This window comes from Streptomyces sp. NBC_00076, assembly GCF_045041235.1.
Taxonomy (GTDB): Bacteria; Actinomycetota; Actinomycetes; order Streptomycetales; family Streptomycetaceae; genus Streptomyces.
On record NZ_CP108242.1, the window covers coordinates 6,892,282 to 6,909,425 of the forward strand.

The window sequence follows — 17,144 nt, forward strand, 5'->3', positions numbered from 1 at the left end:
GCCAACGTAAAGAGTTGGCAATGCGTCGCATTATCATCTGCGGAGAAAAACGGCTAAAAGGGACCTGATCTGACAGTCTGCTGAATCCTTACGGCCCTTTGCGCCCAAGGGTTTTGACCGACAGGGGAGTGACGCGCCGAAAACCTGCACACACCGAGCCCCGCACCAGGCGGACGTAACCCTTCCGAGTGAGCCCCCGTACTACTGCGCAGTCACGATCCGCACCGTGCCGGTGTCCTTCGCCGTGCCGGCGCCGCTCGTCCGACCGGCCGCACGCCACTGGCTGTCCGTGTTCCCGGCGGCCCACTGCCGCCCGGCGTACGACACGCGCTCGATGTGCAGGGCGGAGGCGTTGGCGACCGCCCAGTGCGCCAGCTGCCAGCCCCGCTCCCGCAGGCTCCGGCCGTCCCCCGGCCCGGTCTCCTCGGCCACCGACAGCGTCACGGTCCGCCCGTCGCCGCCGCTCCCGCCGCTCGCGGAGGGCTTGGGTGTGGCCGTGCCGCCCACCACGGCGCCGACCGGCTCCAGCGCATCCCGACCGAAGTCCCGTACGAGGGCGGAGCGCACCGCGTCCGGACCGGCGGCCCCGGTGGCGGCCTGGCGCCCCTCGCAGGTGAGCGCCGCCGCCGACTGCCCGGTGAGGGCGGCGGCGAGGATCATGGCGTCCTGCTCGTGCTTCGCGTACGCCGACGGAAAACCGCTGCGCTGCACACGCTGCGCGGCGACGGTCAACGGGAGGTCCCTGTAGTCCGGCACCTTGGCCAGGTGTTCGTAGAAGATGTCCGCCGCGTACGTCGGGTCCAGGATCTCCTTCGGCGTCCCCCAGCCCTGCGAGGGCCGCTGCTGGAACAGACCGAGCGAATCCCGGTCGCCGTGTTCGATGTTGCGCAGCCCGGACTCCTGGAGCGCGGTCGCCAGAGCGATCGTCACGGCCCGCTCGGGCATTCCGCGCCCGGTACCGACGGCCGTGATCGTCGCCGCGTTCACCGCCTGCTCGGGAGTCAACTCGTACGTCGCCCCGTCGGCCTTGCCCGAGACGACCTTGCACCCGGGGGCGCCCGCGCCTCCGGTGAGGTACTGCACCACGAGATAACCGGCGACGGCGCACAGGACGACGAAGGCCGCCCCGAGACGGAAGAGGCGGCCGCGAGGCTTGGGAGTAGGGGACAGCTCTGGCATCCGCACAAGATACTGGAGAGTACTGTGGCCGCGGTGCCGGATGCGGACAGTTGATCGAGGGCCCCGGACGTTAGGGTCGACAACATGGCCGACACCCCACTTGACCTCACGCTGGACGCCGCGCAGCTCACCGCGCAGCTCGTCGACTTCCCCTCCGAGAGCGGCACCGAGAAGCCGCTCGCGGACGCGATCGAGACCGCGCTGCGTGCCCTGCCGCATCTGACGGTCGACCGGTACGGCAACAACGTCGTGGCCCGCACCGACCTGGGCCGATCGGAACGCGTCATCCTCGCCGGCCATATCGACACCGTCCCCATCGCGGCCAACGTCCCCTCCCGGCTCGACGACGAGGGGTACCTGTGGGGCTGCGGCACCTGCGACATGAAGTCGGGGGTGGCGGTGCAACTGCGCATCGCGGCAACCGTCCCCGAGCCCAACCGGGACCTCACCTTCGTGTTCTACGACAACGAGGAGGTCGCCGCCCATCTGAACGGCCTGGGACATGTGGCCCAGGCCCACCCGCAGTGGCTGGAGGGCGACTTCGCGGTCCTGCTGGAGCCGACGGACGGCCAGGTGGAGGGCGGCTGCCAGGGCACGCTCAGGATGTTCCTCAAATTCACCGGAGAGCGAGCACACTCCGCGCGCGCGTGGATGGGCTCCAACGCGATCCACGCGGCAGCCCCGGCACTCGCCAGGCTCGCCGCGTACGAGCCGCGCAAGCCGGTCGTGGACGGCCTCCAGTTCCACGAGGGCCTCAACGCCGTACGGATCGAGGGGGGCGTCGCCACCAACGTCATCCCCGACGCCTGCACGCTCGTCGTCAACTTCCGCTACGCGCCCGACCGCAGTGAGCAGGAGGCGGAGGCCTTCGTCCGCGAGTACTTCGCGGACTGCGGTGTGGACGAGTTCGCCGTGGACGACCACACCGGCGGCGCCCGCCCCGGCCTGACCCATCCGGCCGCGCAGGCCTTCATGGCGGCGGTCGGCGGCGTGGCCCGCCCCAAGTTCGGCTGGACGGACGTGGCCCGCTTCAGCTCGCTGGGGGTGCCCGCGGTGAACTACAGCCCGGGCGACCCGCTCCTCGCCCACAAGGTGGACGAGCGGGTGAAGGTGTCGCTGATCCCGCAGACGGAGGAGCGGCTGAGGTCCTGGCTGACGTCCTGACGGCACGGTGTGCCGGGCGGCGCTTCATGGCGGACATGCTCGCGTCCCCCCTCCGTAACCCGCGTGGATCTACGCTGAGGTGGAAAGACCTGCAAGCGGAGGGAGCGCACATGGCTACTGGCAACCCCGAGGGCAAGAAGCGGCCACCGGAGGAGCAGCGCCTGGGACCGGTCCTCCGCAGACGCGAACAGGTCCAGGCGAGCACGACCGACCAGCGGCTGCTGGACGCGGGCGGCCCCTCGGACTGGGTCCACACCGACCCCTGGCGAGTGCTGCGCATCCAGTCGGAGTTCATCGAGGGCTTCGGCACACTCGCCGAACTCCCGCCCGCGATCAGCGTGTTCGGCTCGGCCCGCACCGCCGCCGACTCGCCGGAGTACGAGGCGGGCGTGCGGCTCGGCCGTGGCCTGGTGGAGGCCGGTTTCGCGGTCATCACGGGCGGCGGACCCGGCGCCATGGAAGCCGCCAACAAGGGCGCCTGCGAGGCGAAGGGCATCTCCGTCGGGCTGGGCATCGAGCTGCCCTTCGAACAGGGGCTGAACCCCTACGTCGACATCGGCCTCAACTTCCGCTACTTCTTCGTCCGCAAGATGATGTTCGTGAAGTACGCGCAGGGCTTCGTGGTCCTGCCGGGCGGCCTCGGCACGCTGGACGAACTCTTCGAGGCCCTGACCCTCGTCCAGACCCAGAAGGTCACCCGCTTCCCGATCGTCCTGTTCGGCACGGCGTACTGGGGCGGTCTGGTGGACTGGCTGAAGAACACCCTGATCGCCCAGGGCAAGGCATCCGAGAAGGACCTGATGCTGTTCCACCTGACCGACGACGTGGACGAGGCGGTGGCGCTGGTGTCCAAGGAGGCGGGCCGCTAGGGGGCCGGAGCGCGAGGCGCTCGGACCAGGTGGATCGAGCGGTGGGTCGAGCAGGGGATCTCTCGACCCACCGGGGCGGGTGGGGGCGGGTCCGTGCCTACGCCAGTCCCCGCCGGGCCACCGCGGGATCCCGATGGCCCGCGATCGACGCCACCATGTCCAGCACCTGCCGTGTCTCCGAGACTTCGTGCACGCGGTACACCTGCGCCCCGAGCCACGCCGAGACCGCCGTCGTGGCCAGCGTCCCGACCACGCGCTCCTTCACCGGCCGGTCCAGGGTCTCGCCCACGAAGTCCTTGTTGGACAGCGACACCAGCACCGGCCACCCCGTGGCGACCATCTCGCCGAGCCGCCGTGTCGCCTCCAGACTGTGCCGCGTGTTCTTCCCGAAGTCGTGCCCGGGATCGATCAGCACGGACTCCCGGGGCACACCCAGGGAGACGGCCCGTTCGGCGAGCCCCAGGGTCACCCTCAGGATGTCGGCCATGACGTCGTCGTACGCCACCCGGTGCGGCCGCGTCCGAGGCTGCGCACCGCCCGCGTGCGTGCACACCAGCCCCGCGCCGTATCGTGCCGCGACCTCCGCCAGGCCGGGGTCCACGCCGCCCCACGCGTCGTTCAGCAGATCCGCCCCGGCCTCGCAGACCGCCTCGCCGACCTCGGCCCGCCAGGTGTCCACGCTGATCACGACGTCCGGGAAGCGCCTGCGCACCTCGGCCACGAAACCGACGGTCCGCCGCGCCTCCTCCTCGGCGGTCACCTCCTCGCCCGGGCCGGCCTTCACCCCGCCGATGTCGACGATGGCCGCGCCCTCCGCCACCGCCTGCTCCACGCGCGCGAGGGCGGGTTCGTCGCGGAAGGTGGCCCCCTGGTCGTAGAAGGAGTCCGGGGTCCGGTTCACGATCGCCATGATCACCGGTTCGTGCGGCGCGAATTCCCGCCTGCCCAGCCTGAGCATCCCCTGTGACCTCTCCTAGTTCGTTCTGGCAACCGACCGCCTGCGACCCTAACTGTCAGACTCGCATGGCACGATCGGACCCTGACACATTCGACACCGAGCTCAGACCGTGGGGACGTCAGCGATGGTTATGTTCTTGTTCCTGGTCATCGCGCTGGCCGTGGTGGTCGCCGCGGTGACGCTCGCCGTCGTGGGCGGCGGCGAGAGTGACGGCCCGCTGCCGGAGGCCGCCCCCGAGCGGCTGCGGGACCCGCTGCCCCCGGACCGTCCGGTGAACCGCGCGGACGTCGAGACCCTGCGCTTCCCGCTCGCCGCCCGCGGCTACCGCATGGCGGACGTGGACGACGCGCTCAGCCGGCTCGGCGCCGAACTCGCCGAGCGGGACGCCCGTATCTCCGACCTGGAGTCCGCCCTGGCCGGCGCCCAGGCCGCCGCGAGCCACCTGTCCCTCGACAAGTCCGCCCGGCGGGAGGACCAGCCGTGAGCGACGGAGTGGCCCTCGCCGGTCCGGACGGCGCGCCGCGCTGCCCCTGGGCCCTGTCCACCACGGACTACGTGACGTACCACGACGAGGAGTGGGGCCGCCCGGTCCACGGCGACGACGCTCTGTACGAACGCCTCAGCCTGGAGGCCTTCCAGTCCGGGCTGTCCTGGATCACGATCCTGCGCCGCCGCGAGGGCTTCCGCGCGGCCTTCGCGGGCTTCGACATCGCCAAGGTGGCCGACTTCACCGACGAGGACCGCGAGCGCCTCCTCGCCGACGAGGGCATCATCCGCAACCGCGCCAAGATCGACGCGACACTCGCCAACGCACGGGTACTGGTCGAGTGGGCGCCGGGTGAACTCGACGACCTCATCTGGTCCCACGCCCCGGATCCGACCGACCGGCCCGCCCCCAGGACGCTGGGAGACGTACCGGCGGTCACTCCGGAATCGACGGCTCTGTCGAAGGCCCTGAAGAAGCGGGGCCTGCGCTTCATCGGCCCGACCACGGCTTACGCGCTGATGCAGGCGTGCGGATTGGTCAACGATCACCTGGAAGCATGCATGGCGAGGAGCGCCCCTTCAGGGGCGCGGGGAACGGCGCGATCAACCACGTAGAACCCGCAGCCCCTGACGGCGCCGACCCCCGAGTTCACCGGCCCAGGTACTTCGGCTTCTCCTTGTTGACGAAGGCCTGCACAGCGATCCCGTGATCCTCCGACGAACCCGCCCGCGTCTGCAGTTCGTCCTCCTTCTCCAGCGTCTGGGCCAGGGAGTGGGACAGCCCGTACGCGACGGCCTCCTTGATCGCGCCGTACGCCACGGTCGGCCCCTGGGCCAGCGCCCGCGCCACCTGCTCCGCCTCGCCGCGCAGCGACTCCGCCGGCACGATCCGGTTGGCGATACCGAGCTCGTACGCCTCCTGCGCCTTGATGCTCCGCGGGAAGAGCAGCAGGTCGGTGGCGCGCCCCGGGCCGACGACCCGCGGCAGCGTCCAGGAGACCCCCGAGTCGGCGGTCAGCGCCACGCCTGCGAAGGACGTGTTGAAGGCCGCCGTGTCCGCCACGACCCGGTAGTCCGCGGCGAGCGCGAAACCGAACCCGGCGCCTGCCGCGACCCCGTTCACCCCCGCCACCACGGGCTTGGGCATCTCCGTCAGCGCCCGCACGACCGGGTTGTAGTGCTCCCGGACCGTGCTCATGGTCTGGCCGGTGCCCGCCTCGCGGTCGGAGGCCAGCAGCCCGATGTGCTCCTTGAGGTCCTGCCCCACGCAGAACGCCCGGTCCCCGGCGGCGGTCAGCAGGACCGCGCGCACGGCGTCGTCGTCCGCGGCGGACCGCACCGCGTCCCGGAGGGCGACCTTGGTAGCGATGTTCAGCGCGTTCATCGCCTCGGGGCGGTTCAGCGTGATCGTCGCGAGTCCGTCGCGCACCTCGTACAGCACGGTGTCGGCCATGGCGTGTCCCCTCCGGTGTCCGGCTCGGACGTACTGGTCAGTACGTCCCGGTGTCCGAGGGACAGCATGACGGAGATCGCCGCCCGGGATCCGGAGCGGACGTGTGACCTGCGTCAAAGAATTCTGGACGGCCTGTGGTCGGCGGAGATGCCGCGCGGCGGCGCAGTATCGCAGTCACATCGCCGAATTGAGTGGTTTTGCTCGCGCGCGTTGCCCAAGCGATGCCGACTGATGTTGGTCATCGGGTCCTGAGATGCGGGATAATGGCTGGGAAGCAATGTGTTCGATGCCGGTGTCGCGTGTCCCACTCCAGGAACCCGCGTGCCCTCCAGGGCTGTCGGCTTTGACTATGAGCTGGTTTCAGGAAGGGGAACGAGCATGGCGGCCATGAAGCCGCGGACGGGCGATGGCCCGCTCGAGGTGACCAAGGAGGGGCGGGGCATTGTCATGCGCGTTCCGCTCGAAGGCGGCGGGCGGCTCGTCGTCGAGCTGACCCCTGACGAGGCCGACGCACTCGGTGACGCCCTCAAGAAGGTTGTCGGCTGAGCGGAAGCGACCATACCCTTTCGGCTGCCCCGGCATCGCACGAAGATGCCGGGGCGGCTTTTTCAGGGCTCGGACCGCTTACAGGGCGCGCCTGGACGGGGTTTTCGCGCGGTCGGGCCGGTCGGCGTTTGACGGCGTTTGTCAGTGTTTGACGGCTGTCAGCGTTTGACGGCGCACAGTAGTCCGTCGCCGACGGGGAGCAGCGACGGCATCAGGTCCTGGCTCTCGCGCACCGCGCGCAGCAGTTCCCGCAACCGCAGGACCTCCGTGGGCTGGGGGCCCGAGTCCACCGTGCGGCCGTTCGCGAAGACCCCCTCGAACACCACGAGGCCACCGGGACGCAGCAGACGCAACGATTCAGCGAGGTAGTCGAGGAACTCCTGCCGGTCGCCGTCGCAGAACACCAGGTCATAGCCGGCGTCCGCGAGTCGGGGCAGGACGTCCAGGGCGCGGCCGGGGATGAAGCGGGCCCGGTTGCTGGCGAAGCCGCCGGCGCGGAAGGCCTGGCGGGCGAACTGCTGGTGTTCCGGCTCGGGGTCCACCGTGGTGAGGACGCCGTCCGGGCGCATACCGTGCAGCAGATGGATCCCGGACACGCCGGTCCCGGTGCCGATCTCGGCGACCGCCTTGGCGTCCACGGTGGCAGCGAGCAACCGCAACGCCGCACCCGTGCCGGGCGACACCGAGCGCAACCCCGCCTCGCGGGCCCGGTCACGGGCCCAGTGCAGGGTTTCGTCCTCGGCGACATAGGCGTCGGCGAACGCCCAGCTCGTCTGCCGGTTGCCGGTAATGACCCTCTCCTGTCCCCGTGGTTGCCTGGGCGTGACTGTATCCGTTGGCGCCGGGAACCTGCTGATGGGACCGGGCGTTTAGAGGGGTGGGAGACAGGGCGGGGGGACACAGTTGGATCACGGTGACGAGCGAGAGCTCGAGCAAGTGCTGACGCAGCCGTATGAGCTGTATCAGCCCAGATCAAATTCTCGTAAAACCGCTTATCCGGAGCTAACGGGCGAGGTGGCTATGGTAGGGGCTCCACTGGACACCACCAGAGCCGACAGGGGAGGTGCGGCCGTACCTGTGGATCGGGGAGGAGTGCTGCGGCGCTTTCTCGGGTCGGCGGGCAGGCCGAAATCCGTGAACGACACCGCTGCTGACCACAGCCACGCCGCTGAGTACGCCCAGACCGCGACCTTCTCCACCGACGCGGACGGGCAGGCGTGGACTCCGCCCACCTGGGAGGAGATCGTCAGCACGCACAGCGGCCGGGTCTACCGGCTCGCGTATCGGCTGACGGGCAACCAACACGACGCCGAGGACCTCACCCAAGAGGTCTTCGTCCGCGTCTTCCGCTCTCTTTCGACCTACACGCCCGGGACTTTCGAGGGCTGGCTGCACCGCATCACCACCAACCTCTTCCTGGACATGGTCCGCCGCAAGCAGCGCATCCGTTTCGACGCCCTCGGTGAGGACGCGGCCGAGCGCCTGCCCAGCCGCGAGCCATCGCCCCAGCAGGTCTTCAACGACGCGCACTTCGACGCGGACGTCCAGCAGGCCCTCGACACCCTCGCCCCGGAGTTCCGCGCCGCGGTCGTCCTGTGCGACATCGAAGGACTGTCGTACGAGGAGATCGCCGCGACCCTGGGCGTCAAGCTCGGCACGGTCCGGTCCCGGATCCATCGTGGCCGCTCGCAGCTGCGCAAGGCCCTCGCGCACCGCTCGCCGGAGGCGCGGGCCGAGCGCCGCTCCTTCATGGCCCGTGTTCCCGCGCTGGGGGGAGGGGGCGCGACCGCGTGAGTGGATCACGGCCTACCCCGTCCGAACAGCACCTGGGAGACCGACTCGCCGCTCTAGTGGACGGCGAGCTCGGTCATGAGTCGCGCGACCGCGTGCTCGCGCACCTGGCCACCTGCGCCAAGTGCAAGGCCGAGGCCGACGCGCAGCGCCGACTGAAGAACGTTTTCGCGGAGGCCGCCCCGCCACCGCCCTCCGAGAGTTTCCTGGCCCGCCTCCAGGGGCTTCCGGCCGGAGGTGACCCGGCGGACGACGACACGCCGTTCGCCGGATCGGGTTTCACCGCCGGGCTGGGCGGACGTCCCGGGCCCACCGGGGTCTTCGGCCTGAAGCGCGGCGAGCGGTTCGAGTTCGACTACGTTCCGGCTCGTTCGCACGCCTCCGTGCTGCCGCCCTCCTCGGTGACCCGCGGCTTCCGCATCCACGATGTCAGCCGTCACGAGAGCGAGCGGTCGGGCTCGCGCGGACTGCGGTTCGCGTTCGCCGCCGCCGGGGCGGTGTCCCTGGCCGCGATCGCGCTGGGCGGCGTCTCCACGGTGACACCGGGCGACCTCACCGCGGACGCCCGCGGAGGTACCGGCACCGGCAGCAACGTCACCCCGGCGCGCACCCAGGGCACCGGAGCCGCCACATCGCCCGAGAGCCAGCGCCGCCGCGGGGTGGGTCCGCTGCTCACGCAGACCCAGGGCCCTCTCAGCAGCAGCCAGGTCGCCCCGACCGAGGTGTCCGCACCGCTCCTTCCCGGAGTGCCGAGGCCCGCGGTGAGCGGGTACGAGGAGGCCGTGCACGCGCTGGCGGCGCCCATGGTGGCCGGCGCGGCCGCCATGTCGCCGCTGATACGTCCGCTCAGCGTCACCCCGCCGGTCGCCCTGACCACGTGGTCCAGCACCCCGGACTTCGCCTCCCTCGGGCTGCTCGCCGCCACCGTCCCCGACATGACCGCCGCTCCCTCCCCCTCCGCGGGCCCCGGCACCCCTCGCTGACCGACCACTGCGTGGTTGCCCGCGAACCTGGTTGAATCCAGGGGAGTCGACGAATTCGGCGACCGCCGACGAGCCGTGCCGGACCGGGGCCGGTCCGGCGGATCAGGTCGCGGCCGGCGTCCCCTCCAGGGGAGCGGCACGGCCCCGGCCCCGGCGGCCGTGACTGTGGGGGAGAGCATGAACGAGGGGAAGCCCACGAAGGCGAACGGACCGGCGCCGACGCCGGACGAGGCAGACGTGAGCGGGGCAGCGGGGGCTGGGGCGGCTGCGGCGGGGGCTTCGCCGATGTCGACCGGGACACCGACGGACGCCGGGCCGGGTGCCCACGCCGTGGATTCCGTCGGCTCCGTCGATGTCGCCGCACCAGTCGGTGTCGTCGGTGTCGCCGATTCCGACGGTGTCGCGGGTGTCGCCGACTCCGACGGAGACTTCGCGCTGAGGCCACCGCACACCCCTCTGGGGGAGCCGGAGGGCGACTATGAACTGGGGGCCCCGGAATCCCTCGTGGAGGGCGCTCCTGGCCCCTTTGCCGAGCGTCCCGGGCCCCTTCACGACCCCGACCCGTACAGCACGCCGCCCTACGGCGGCCCCGGCCCCTGGGCGCCCGCTCCACCCGTACAGCACCCGACGACCCCGGCCCCCGAGCCCGCGTCGGCTACGGCCGCAACTTCGGCCGTAGCGGCAGCGCCAGCCGTAGCCGCAGCTCCGGCTGTAGCCCCAGCGCCAGCCGTAGTCCCAGCGGCGGCGGCCCCGGCGCTCGACTCCGTCGGAGAGGCGCCACCCCCGCCCGACCCCTGGCAGAACTACGACCCCTGGGCCCCCGTGACCGGCCCGCTCCAGCAGAGCGGTGCCGCTGTCGCCAATAGGGACCAGCGGCGCAAGCGGGTCAGGAAGGTGCTCGTCGGGGCCGCCGTCCTGCTCGCTGTCGTGTCCGGAGGTGTGGGGGGCGTAGTAGGGACGTATCTGGAGCGCAACGGTGGGATCGGGGAGGTGGAGTTGCCGCAGGCCGCCGCCGAGCCCGCCGGGCGGGCTCCGGACAGCGTGGCCGGGATCGCCGCGCGGGCCCTGCCGGGTGTGGTGACGCTGCATGTGAAGGGCTCCACGGAGCAGGGCACCGGTACCGGGTTCGTGCTCGACGCCCGCGGCTACATCCTCACCAACAACCACGTCGTGGAGCCCGCCGGGTCCGACGGCGAGATATCCGTGACCTTCAACAGCGGGGACACCGCCGAGGCCACCGTCGTCGGCCGGGACAGCGGCTACGACCTCGCCGTCGTCAGGGTCCGAGGGGTCAGCGGTCTCAAGCCGGTGCCCCTGGGCAACTCCGACAACGTCCAGGTCGGCGACCCGGTCGTCGCCATCGGCGCCCCGTTCGACCTGGAGGGCACGGTCACCTCCGGCATCATCAGCGCGAAGGAACGGCCCATCACCGCGGGCGGTGAAGGCGGCAAGGGGAGCGACGTGTCCTACGTGGACGCCCTGCAGACCGACGCGCCGATAAACCCCGGCAACTCCGGCGGCCCCCTCCTCGACGCCCGGGCCCGTGTCATCGGCATCAACTCCGCCATCCGCTCCGCCGACAGCGGCTCCGTCCCCGACGGCGGCCAGTCCGGCTCCATCGGCATCGGTTTCGCCATACCGGTCAACCAGGGCAAGCGCGTCGCCGAGGAGCTGATCAACACCGGCCGGGCGACCCATCCGGTCATCGGAGTCACCCTCGACATGGACTACACCGGCGACGGCGCCCGCGTCGACACCAGGAGCGCCGACGGCGGCCCCGCGGTCACCGTCGGCGGCCCCGGTGCCCGGGCCGGGATCAAGGCCGGCGACGTCATCACCGAGGTCGACGGCCGGCGCGTCCACTCCGGCGAGGAGCTCATCGTCAAGACCCGCGCCCACCGGCCGGGCGACCGGTTGGAACTCACCCTGGAGCGCGCCGGCGAGGAGAGGACCCTGTCGCTGGTTCTCGGATCCTCCGCCGATTGACAGAAACCACACAGATGACGGGTCCAGGCACCGCCCCGCAAGGCAAACAACCCGGAAAACCGCCCATCCGGTCGCAGTCGGAACCCCCGGGACAGTACCGGTCGTACAGGATCGCCGGGTACCGTGGACCCGGCCCGGACCACGGAAGACCCGCACTGACCACCGAGGGCCGAGGACCGAGGACATCGCAAGGAGCTTCAGGTGTTCAATGACATAGGACCGCTCGAGGTGGTGACGCTCGTTGTCCTCGCCGTGCTCGTCTTCGGTCCGGACAAGCTCCCGAAGGTCATCCAGGACGTCATGCGGACCGTGCGCAAGATCCGGGAGTTCTCGGAGAGCGCCAAGGAGGACATCCGCAGCGAACTGGGCCCGGAGTTCAAGGACTTCGACTTCGAGGACCTCAACCCCAAGACGTTCATCCGCAAGCAGCTGGACAACGACGATCTGGGGCTCAAGGAGATCCGCAACGGCTTCGACCTGAAGAAGGAGATGGCCGAGGTCACGGACGCGGTCCACGGCCGCGAGTCGGACTCCTCCTCGTCCGGGTCGTCCTCGCCCGAAATCTCCGGTGGCACCGTCGACATGACGAAGAAGCCCGAGAAGCCGGACGACCGCCCGCCCTTCGACGCGGACGCCACCTGAGCCCCAGCGGCCTCCCGCGTGGCCGTACGTGACGCGTTTCATACTCCGTCCTGCCGCTGTACGGCCTGATCGCGCCCTCTGAACGCCCCCCGCGCCGGGTGCTTTCCCGGCTGCTCGGAGCGGGGTGGCTATGCTGCCGAGTTGTTGTGCGGGCCGTACGCGAACCAGCAACGCCGCCCGAAGGGGGGCGGGTCGTTCGGTCCGACGAGAACGAGGAGGCGTCCGGGCACATGGAGACGACGAGTCGGGCAGTCGCGCAGACGCCGGATGCGGAGGGCGGACAACCGGCCCCCTCCGCCCGGCGTACGGTCGACGGCTACCTGCTGGCGCCTTTCCCGTGGTACGGCCTCGACGAGGCCTTCACGGGGCAGCGCTGGCTGATGCAGGTCGGAACGGCGGCCGACGGGGCCGTCGAGCACGGGTCGATCGGACACGGCGACGAGCCCTCGGTACGGAACGAGGCGTCGGAGGACAAGGACAGGTTCGCGGTGGTGGTGACCGTCGCGGCGAATCCCTCCCGGAAGAGCGCCGACGGCACCGGGCTTCTGGAGGCCACGTCGGTGTCCTCGGCGGCCTGGCTCGCGGGGGTGGGCCTGCTGTCCTTCACCTGGCCCGGGCACATGGACCACACGCTGCGGGACGACTGGCTGGAGCAGCAGACCGAGACGGCGTGGGCGCTGGCCGACGACCTGGACGGCTCGGACTGGTCGACGCTGTCCCTGCCGGTGGACGGAGTGCCCACCCCCTTCCACTACCGGGAGTCCGAGTTCGGCTGGGTTCTGGCCGGGCCGACCCAGGAGGGCGTGCACGTCGGCGCCTACGGGAGAGGCATGAGCGCGTACGGTCTCGGCTTCGCCGTGGTCAAGGACATCAACACCTACGCATGACGTGTGATGCATGAAGCATGACGTGCCACGCGTGACACGCGAGGCATGACAAAGGGGCGCCGTCGGTATGCGGCGCCCCTTCGACGTCGGTCGTCTAGAACTTGTTCCGGGGAGTGATCCCCAGCGACAGTCCCGAAAGGCCGCGCTGGCGGCCCCCCAGCTTCCCCGCGATCGCGCGCAGCGCGGAGCCCGCCGGCGAGTCCGGGTCGGTCAGGACCACGGGCTTGCCCTCGTCGCCGCCCTCGCGGAGGCGGACGTCGATGGGGATGGAGCCGAGGACCGGGACGGTGGCTCCGGTCGTGCGGGTCAGGCCGTCCGCGACCGACTGGCCGCCACCGGTGCCGAAGACGTCGACCATCTCGTCGCAGTGCGGGCACGGCAGGCCGGACATGTTCTCGACCACGCCGACGATCTTCTGGTGGGTCTGCACGGCGATGGAACCCGCCCGCTCGGCCACCTCGGCCGCCGCCTGCTGGGGCGTCGTCACGACCAGGATCTCGGCGTTCGGGACCAGCTGGGCCACGGAGATCGCGATGTCGCCGGTGCCCGGCGGCAGGTCGAGCAGGAGGACGTCCAGGTCGCCCCAGTACACGTCCGACAGGAACTGCTGGAGGGCGCGGTGGAGCATCGGGCCGCGCCAGACGACCGGGGCGTTGCCCGGGGTGAACATGCCGATCGAGATGACCTTCACGCCGTTCGCGGACGGCGGCATGATCATGTTCTCGACCTGGGTGGGAGTGCCGTCGGCGCCCAGCATGCGCGGCACGGAGTGGCCGTAGATGTCGGCGTCGACCACGCCCACCTTCAGGCCGTCCGCGGCCATCGCCGCCGCCAGGTTCACAGTGACCGACGACTTGCCGACGCCGCCCTTGCCGGAGGCGACCGCGTACACGCGCGTGAGTGAGCTGGGCTTGGCGAACGGGACCTCGCGCTCGGTCTGGCCGCCGCGCAGGGCAGTCGCCAGCTCCTTGCGCTGCTCGTCGCTCATCACGTCCAGCGTGACGTCGACCCGGGTGACGCCCTCGAGCGCGGCGACCGCGTCCGTCACCCGCTGTGTGATCGTCTCGCGCATCGGGCAGCCGGAGACCGTCAGGTACACGGTGACCGCGACCGCTCCGTCCGCACCGATGTCCACCGACTTGACCATCCCGAGTTCGGTGATGGGTCGGTTGATCTCGGGGTCGTTCACCGTCGCCAGTGCTTCACGCACCGCGTCTTCCGTAGCCATACGACGATGGTACGGCGCCGCACACCGGCCCCGGAAAGCCCGTCAGCGGTCGTCTGCGTCACGTCCCCGCGGCGGTTCTGCCGGAACTGCGTGGAATGCGCTGTGCTGCTGGGGGTGGTGGCCGTCGCGCCGTGCCTCCAGCTCCTTCACCATGTCCTGCAGCTCGGAGCGGATCCAGTCCCGGGTCGCGACCTCCCCCAGACCGATACGCAGGCTGGCGATCTCCCGGGTCAGGTACTCGGTGTCCGCGATGGACCGCTCGTTCTGCGCACGGTCCTGTTCGAGGTTGACCCGGTCGCGGTCGTCCTGCCGGTTCTGCGCGAGCAGGATCAGGGGGGCCGCGTAGGAGGCCTGGAGCGACAGCATCAGGGTGAGGAAGATGAACGGGTAGTTGTCGAAGCGCAGGTCCCGGGGCGCGAAGATGTTCCACAGCACCCACGCGATGATGACGACCGTCATCCAGACGATGAACCGTCCGGTGCCCAGGAAGCGCGCGATGCGCTCCGAGAGCCGTCCGAAGGCCTCCGGGTCCCACTCGGGCAGGAACCGGCGCCGGGGCTGCCGCGGCTGGTCCAGGCGGGGCGTACGGGGGCGTGTGGAGGCGGTGGCACCCGTCGGTGTGCGCTCACGGGTGCCGGAGTCGCGCTCAGGAGTCATGCGGGGCCACCTCCTCGTCCTTGTCGTCGTCCGCTTCGTCGTCCGCCTCGGCCTCCGCGGCCGCGGCCTCGTCCTCGTCGAGGTGGAACTCGGTCTCCCGCCAGTCCTCCGGCAGCATGTGGTCCAGGACGTCGTCCACGGTCACCGCGCCCAGCAGCGACCCGGCCTCGTCCACGACGGGCGCCGCGACCATGTCGTACGTCGCGAAGAATCCAGCGACGAGGGGCAGCGCCGCGTCCGGGTCGAGGGGCTGCAGGTCGTCGTCGATGATCGAGCTGACCAGGGTGTACGGCGGGTCGCGCAGCAGCCGCTGGAAGTGGACCGTGCCCAGGTACTTGCCGGTCGGGGTCTCGTCGGGCGGCCGGCAGACGTAGACCTGCGCGGCGAGGGCGGGGGAGAGGTCGGCGTTGCGGACCCGGGCGAGCGCGTCGGCGACGGTGGCGTCGGGCCGCAGCACGATCGGCTCGGTCGTCATCAGCCCGCCCGCGGTGTGCTCCTCGTACGACATCAGGCGTCGCATGTCGGCCGCGTCGGCGGGCTTCATCAGGCTCAGCAGCCGTTCCTGGTCGTTCGTCGGCAGCTCGGCGAGCAGGTCGGCCGCGTCGTCCGGGTCCATGGCCTCCAGGACGTCCGCGGCACGGTCCTCCTTCAGCTTGCCGAGGATCTCGATCTGGTCGTCCTCCGGGAGCTCCTCGAGTACGTCGGCGAGGCGGTCGTCGTCAAGAGCGGCGGCGACCTCAACGCGCCGCTTGGGGGACAGATGGTGCAGCACGTTGGCGAGGTCGGCCGGGCGCAGCTGCTCGAAGGTGGCCAGGAGGCTCTCGGCGCCCTGTCCGTGCTCCTCCAGGGCGAAGCCGGTGACGGCGGACCACTCGACCGTGAGCGCCTCGCCCTTGCGCCGGAAGGCGCCGCCCTTGCCGCCCTTGCGGACGAACACCCGGTCGATCTCCCAGTCCCGGCGGGCCGGAAGCTGCTGCACCGACACGTCAAGGACGGTGACCTCCTGGCCGGTCTCGACGAGCGTGACGCGCCGGTCGAGGAGTTCCCCGAGCACCAGCCGCTCGGTGGGCCGCTGCTCGAAGCGGCGGACGTTGACCACGCCGGTGGTGATGACCTGGCCGGACACGATGCCGGTGACTCTCGTGATGGGCAGGAAGATACGGCGGCGCGTGGCGAGTTCGACGACCAGTCCGAGCAGACGCGGCGGACGGCGTCCGACGCGCAGCATGACGACGAGGTCGCGCACGCGGCCGACCTGGTCGCCGGTCGGGTCGAAGACGGCGACGCCGGCGAGGTGCGAGACGAAGATCCGGGGGGCGCCCGCTGCCATGGCTGTGCTTCCTTTTCGTGCGGGGTTCGTGAGAAGTCGGGTCCTGGGTCGCCTGGTGGGTCCGTTATCCGAATTGCCCGCTCGGGTGGGCTTCAGGCTAGCCCGTCCGTATCGGATACGCCCTGGTGAGCGGTGCGGACGATCCGGCTCAACCGGGGCCGCCGAGCCCCGGTACGCTGCCGTACGCCGCTGAAGGACCTTTGTCAGAAAGGCAGCCCCACCTGTGACTGCGATTCCCCGGCGCCGTACCCCCAGGGCCGCACTGGTGGGCGCCGTGTGCGCCCTGGCCGCGACGGGGACGGTCCTGACGGGATGCGGCGAGGACCCGGACGAGGGCACCAACGGGGTCGGCAAGCTGTCCGCCGCCCAGATCCAGGCCCGGTCCCGTTCCGCCGCCGAGTCCGCCGACACCGTGCGTCTGGCCGGCAACGTGGTCGCCGGCGGCCGTACGTACAAGCTCGACATGCGTCTGAAGGCGGACGGCGCCTCCGGGGCGGTGACCGCGGAGGGGACGACCTTCCAGCTGCTGCGGGTGGGCGAGGAGCTCTTCCTGAAGGCGGACGCGGCCTTCTGGACCGGTGCGGACGGCAAGAGCGAGGGTTCCGGCGCGGACACGGCGGCGGGTGACAAGCTCGACGGCAAGTACGTGAAGGTGCCCCAGGGCGACCCCTCGTACAAGAAGTTCAGCGGCTTCACGGACATGGACGTCCTCCTCGACGGTCTGCTGACCCTGCACGGCACGCTGGAGACGGACGGCCGCCATGAGCAGGCGGGCCTGCGCACCGTCCGTGTCACCGGTGACGACGGCTCCGGCGGCACCCTGGACGTCTCCCTGGAGGGGAAGCCCTACCCCTTGCGCCTGGTCCGTGCGGGAGGCGCGGGCACCCTGACCTTCTCGGCCTGGGGCAAGGACTTCGCTCTGGCCGAACCGGAGGAGGACGAAACGGTGGACTACGGCAAGCAGTTGCCGACGTCGTAGGCCCTT

Annotated in this window: 18 protein-coding genes; 11 read left to right on the plus strand and 7 right to left on the minus strand. The window is 70.9% G+C overall.

Translation table 11 applies throughout. The features are described 5' to 3' along the window. Positions 1–201: 201 nt before the first annotated feature. Positions 202–1,179: a heavy metal transporter gene (locus tag OHA64_RS31500; RefSeq protein WP_405618824.1), complete on the minus strand. Its 978-nt coding sequence runs from the start codon at positions 1,177–1,179 to the stop codon at positions 202–204. An 84-nt stretch (positions 1,180–1,263) separates the two neighbouring features. On the opposite strand from OHA64_RS31500, the gene dapE reads away from it, so the two are divergent. Then, a complete protein-coding gene (gene dapE / locus OHA64_RS31505) occupies positions 1,264–2,343 on the plus strand; it encodes a succinyl-diaminopimelate desuccinylase (protein ID WP_405618826.1) in 1,080 nt (359 codons plus the stop codon). Positions 2,344–2,453: 110 nt separating this feature from the next. After that, on the plus strand, positions 2,454–3,212 hold the full coding sequence (locus OHA64_RS31510) for a TIGR00730 family Rossman fold protein (protein ID WP_405618828.1): 759 nt from the start codon (positions 2,454–2,456) through the stop codon (positions 3,210–3,212). A gap of 97 nt (positions 3,213–3,309) precedes the next feature. Here the strand turns inward: OHA64_RS31510 and folP are convergent, their stop codons facing one another. Continuing rightward, positions 3,310–4,170: a dihydropteroate synthase gene (gene folP / locus OHA64_RS31515; RefSeq protein ID WP_405618830.1), complete on the minus strand. Its 861-nt coding sequence runs from the start codon at positions 4,168–4,170 to the stop codon at positions 3,310–3,312. A gap of 124 nt (positions 4,171–4,294) precedes the next feature. Between folP and OHA64_RS31520 the strand changes: the two genes are divergently transcribed. Further along, a complete protein-coding gene (locus OHA64_RS31520; RefSeq protein WP_405618832.1) occupies positions 4,295–4,654 on the plus strand; it encodes a DivIVA domain-containing protein in 360 nt (119 codons plus the stop codon). Further along, positions 4,651–5,271 carry a DNA-3-methyladenine glycosylase I gene (locus OHA64_RS31525; RefSeq protein ID WP_405618834.1) on the plus strand — a complete coding sequence of 207 codons (621 nt, stop codon included), beginning with the start codon at positions 4,651–4,653 and terminating at the stop codon, positions 5,269–5,271. The genes OHA64_RS31520 and OHA64_RS31525 overlap by 4 nt, the downstream gene beginning before the upstream one ends. Positions 5,272–5,305: 34 nt before the next feature. Here the strand turns inward: OHA64_RS31525 and OHA64_RS31530 are convergent, their stop codons facing one another. Continuing rightward, positions 5,306–6,109, minus strand: coding sequence for an enoyl-CoA hydratase/isomerase family protein (locus OHA64_RS31530; RefSeq protein ID WP_405618836.1), 804 nt, complete (start codon positions 6,107–6,109; stop codon positions 5,306–5,308). A 378-nt stretch (positions 6,110–6,487) separates the two neighbouring features. Here OHA64_RS31530 and OHA64_RS31535 point away from each other — a divergent pair, with 378 nt between their 5' ends. Beyond that, on the plus strand, positions 6,488–6,655 hold the full coding sequence (locus OHA64_RS31535) for a DUF3117 domain-containing protein (RefSeq protein WP_003966491.1): 168 nt from the start codon (positions 6,488–6,490) through the stop codon (positions 6,653–6,655). Between the two features lie 158 nt (positions 6,656–6,813). On the opposite strand, the gene OHA64_RS31540 is transcribed toward OHA64_RS31535, so the two are convergent. Continuing rightward, the gene (locus OHA64_RS31540; protein ID WP_405624203.1) at positions 6,814–7,512 is read right to left on the minus strand and encodes an O-methyltransferase; all 699 of its coding nucleotides are present in this window, start codon (positions 7,510–7,512) and stop codon (positions 6,814–6,816) included. Positions 7,513–7,789: 277 nt separating this feature from the next. Between OHA64_RS31540 and sigE the strand changes: the two genes are divergently transcribed. From sigE to OHA64_RS31565, 5 genes are all read left to right on the plus strand, one after another. Then, entirely contained in the window at positions 7,790–8,449 is a 660-nt protein-coding gene (gene sigE, locus OHA64_RS31545; protein WP_405618838.1) for an RNA polymerase sigma factor SigE, read from the plus strand. After that, positions 8,446–9,429, plus strand: a complete 984-nt coding sequence (locus tag OHA64_RS31550) for an anti-sigma factor family protein (RefSeq protein ID WP_405618840.1) — start codon at positions 8,446–8,448, stop codon at positions 9,427–9,429. Before sigE ends, OHA64_RS31550 begins: the two co-directional genes overlap by 4 nt. Before the next feature lie 177 nt (positions 9,430–9,606). Continuing rightward, entirely contained in the window at positions 9,607–11,415 is a 1,809-nt protein-coding gene (locus tag OHA64_RS31555; protein ID WP_405618842.1) for a S1C family serine protease, read from the plus strand. Positions 11,416–11,616: 201 nt separating this feature from the next. Continuing rightward, entirely contained in the window at positions 11,617–12,057 is a 441-nt protein-coding gene (locus OHA64_RS31560) for a sec-independent translocase (RefSeq protein WP_405618844.1), read from the plus strand. A gap of 230 nt (positions 12,058–12,287) precedes the next feature. Beyond that, positions 12,288–12,944 carry a hypothetical protein gene (locus OHA64_RS31565; RefSeq protein WP_405618846.1) on the plus strand — a complete coding sequence of 219 codons (657 nt, stop codon included), beginning with the start codon at positions 12,288–12,290 and terminating at the stop codon, positions 12,942–12,944. 94 nt (positions 12,945–13,038) lie between these two features. On the opposite strand, the gene OHA64_RS31570 is transcribed toward OHA64_RS31565, so the two are convergent. Genes OHA64_RS31570 through OHA64_RS31580 form a run of 3 tightly spaced genes read right to left on the minus strand, consistent with a single transcriptional unit; the run spans position 13,039 to position 16,159 of the window. Next, positions 13,039–14,172, minus strand: coding sequence for an Mrp/NBP35 family ATP-binding protein (locus OHA64_RS31570; RefSeq protein ID WP_405618848.1), 1,134 nt, complete (start codon positions 14,170–14,172; stop codon positions 13,039–13,041). Between the two features lie 42 nt (positions 14,173–14,214). Beyond that, complete coding sequence (locus tag OHA64_RS31575; RefSeq protein WP_405618850.1) at positions 14,215–14,829, minus strand: DUF1003 domain-containing protein; 615 nt, start codon at positions 14,827–14,829, stop codon at positions 14,215–14,217. Then, positions 14,819–16,159 (minus strand): magnesium transporter MgtE N-terminal domain-containing protein, encoded by a 1,341-nt coding sequence (locus tag OHA64_RS31580; RefSeq protein ID WP_405618852.1) that lies wholly within the window; start codon positions 16,157–16,159, stop codon positions 14,819–14,821. The genes OHA64_RS31575 and OHA64_RS31580 overlap by 11 nt, the downstream gene beginning before the upstream one ends. Before the next feature lie 223 nt (positions 16,160–16,382). Here OHA64_RS31580 and OHA64_RS31585 point away from each other — a divergent pair, with 223 nt between their 5' ends. Beyond that, a complete protein-coding gene (locus tag OHA64_RS31585; RefSeq protein WP_405618854.1) occupies positions 16,383–17,138 on the plus strand; it encodes a hypothetical protein in 756 nt (251 codons plus the stop codon). Positions 17,139–17,144 lie beyond the last annotated feature (6 nt).

What these genes read in the sequence shown, in the direction of transcription:
- OHA64_RS31565 (WP_405618846.1), top strand. Translation starts at nt 12,288, where the DNA reads ATGGAGACGACGAGTCGGGCAGTCGCGCAGACGCCGGATGCGGAGGGC.
- OHA64_RS31580 (WP_405618852.1), bottom strand. Translation starts at nt 16,159, where the DNA reads ATGGCAGCGGGCGCCCCCCGGATCTTCGTCTCGCACCTCGCCGGCGTC.
- OHA64_RS31535 (WP_003966491.1), top strand. Translation starts at nt 6,488, where the DNA reads ATGGCGGCCATGAAGCCGCGGACGGGCGATGGCCCGCTCGAGGTGACC.
- dapE (WP_405618826.1), top strand. Translation starts at nt 1,264, where the DNA reads ATGGCCGACACCCCACTTGACCTCACGCTGGACGCCGCGCAGCTCACC.
- OHA64_RS31500 (WP_405618824.1), bottom strand. Translation starts at nt 1,179, where the DNA reads ATGCCAGAGCTGTCCCCTACTCCCAAGCCTCGCGGCCGCCTCTTCCGT.
- OHA64_RS31570 (WP_405618848.1), bottom strand. Translation starts at nt 14,172, where the DNA reads ATGGCTACGGAAGACGCGGTGCGTGAAGCACTGGCGACGGTGAACGAC.
- OHA64_RS31530 (WP_405618836.1), bottom strand. Translation starts at nt 6,109, where the DNA reads ATGGCCGACACCGTGCTGTACGAGGTGCGCGACGGACTCGCGACGATC.
- folP (WP_405618830.1), bottom strand. Translation starts at nt 4,170, where the DNA reads ATGCTCAGGCTGGGCAGGCGGGAATTCGCGCCGCACGAACCGGTGATC.
- OHA64_RS31510 (WP_405618828.1), top strand. Translation starts at nt 2,454, where the DNA reads ATGGCTACTGGCAACCCCGAGGGCAAGAAGCGGCCACCGGAGGAGCAG.
- OHA64_RS31520 (WP_405618832.1), top strand. Translation starts at nt 4,295, where the DNA reads ATGGTTATGTTCTTGTTCCTGGTCATCGCGCTGGCCGTGGTGGTCGCC.
- OHA64_RS31575 (WP_405618850.1), bottom strand. Translation starts at nt 14,829, where the DNA reads ATGACTCCTGAGCGCGACTCCGGCACCCGTGAGCGCACACCGACGGGT.
- OHA64_RS31555 (WP_405618842.1), top strand. Translation starts at nt 9,607, where the DNA reads ATGAACGAGGGGAAGCCCACGAAGGCGAACGGACCGGCGCCGACGCCG.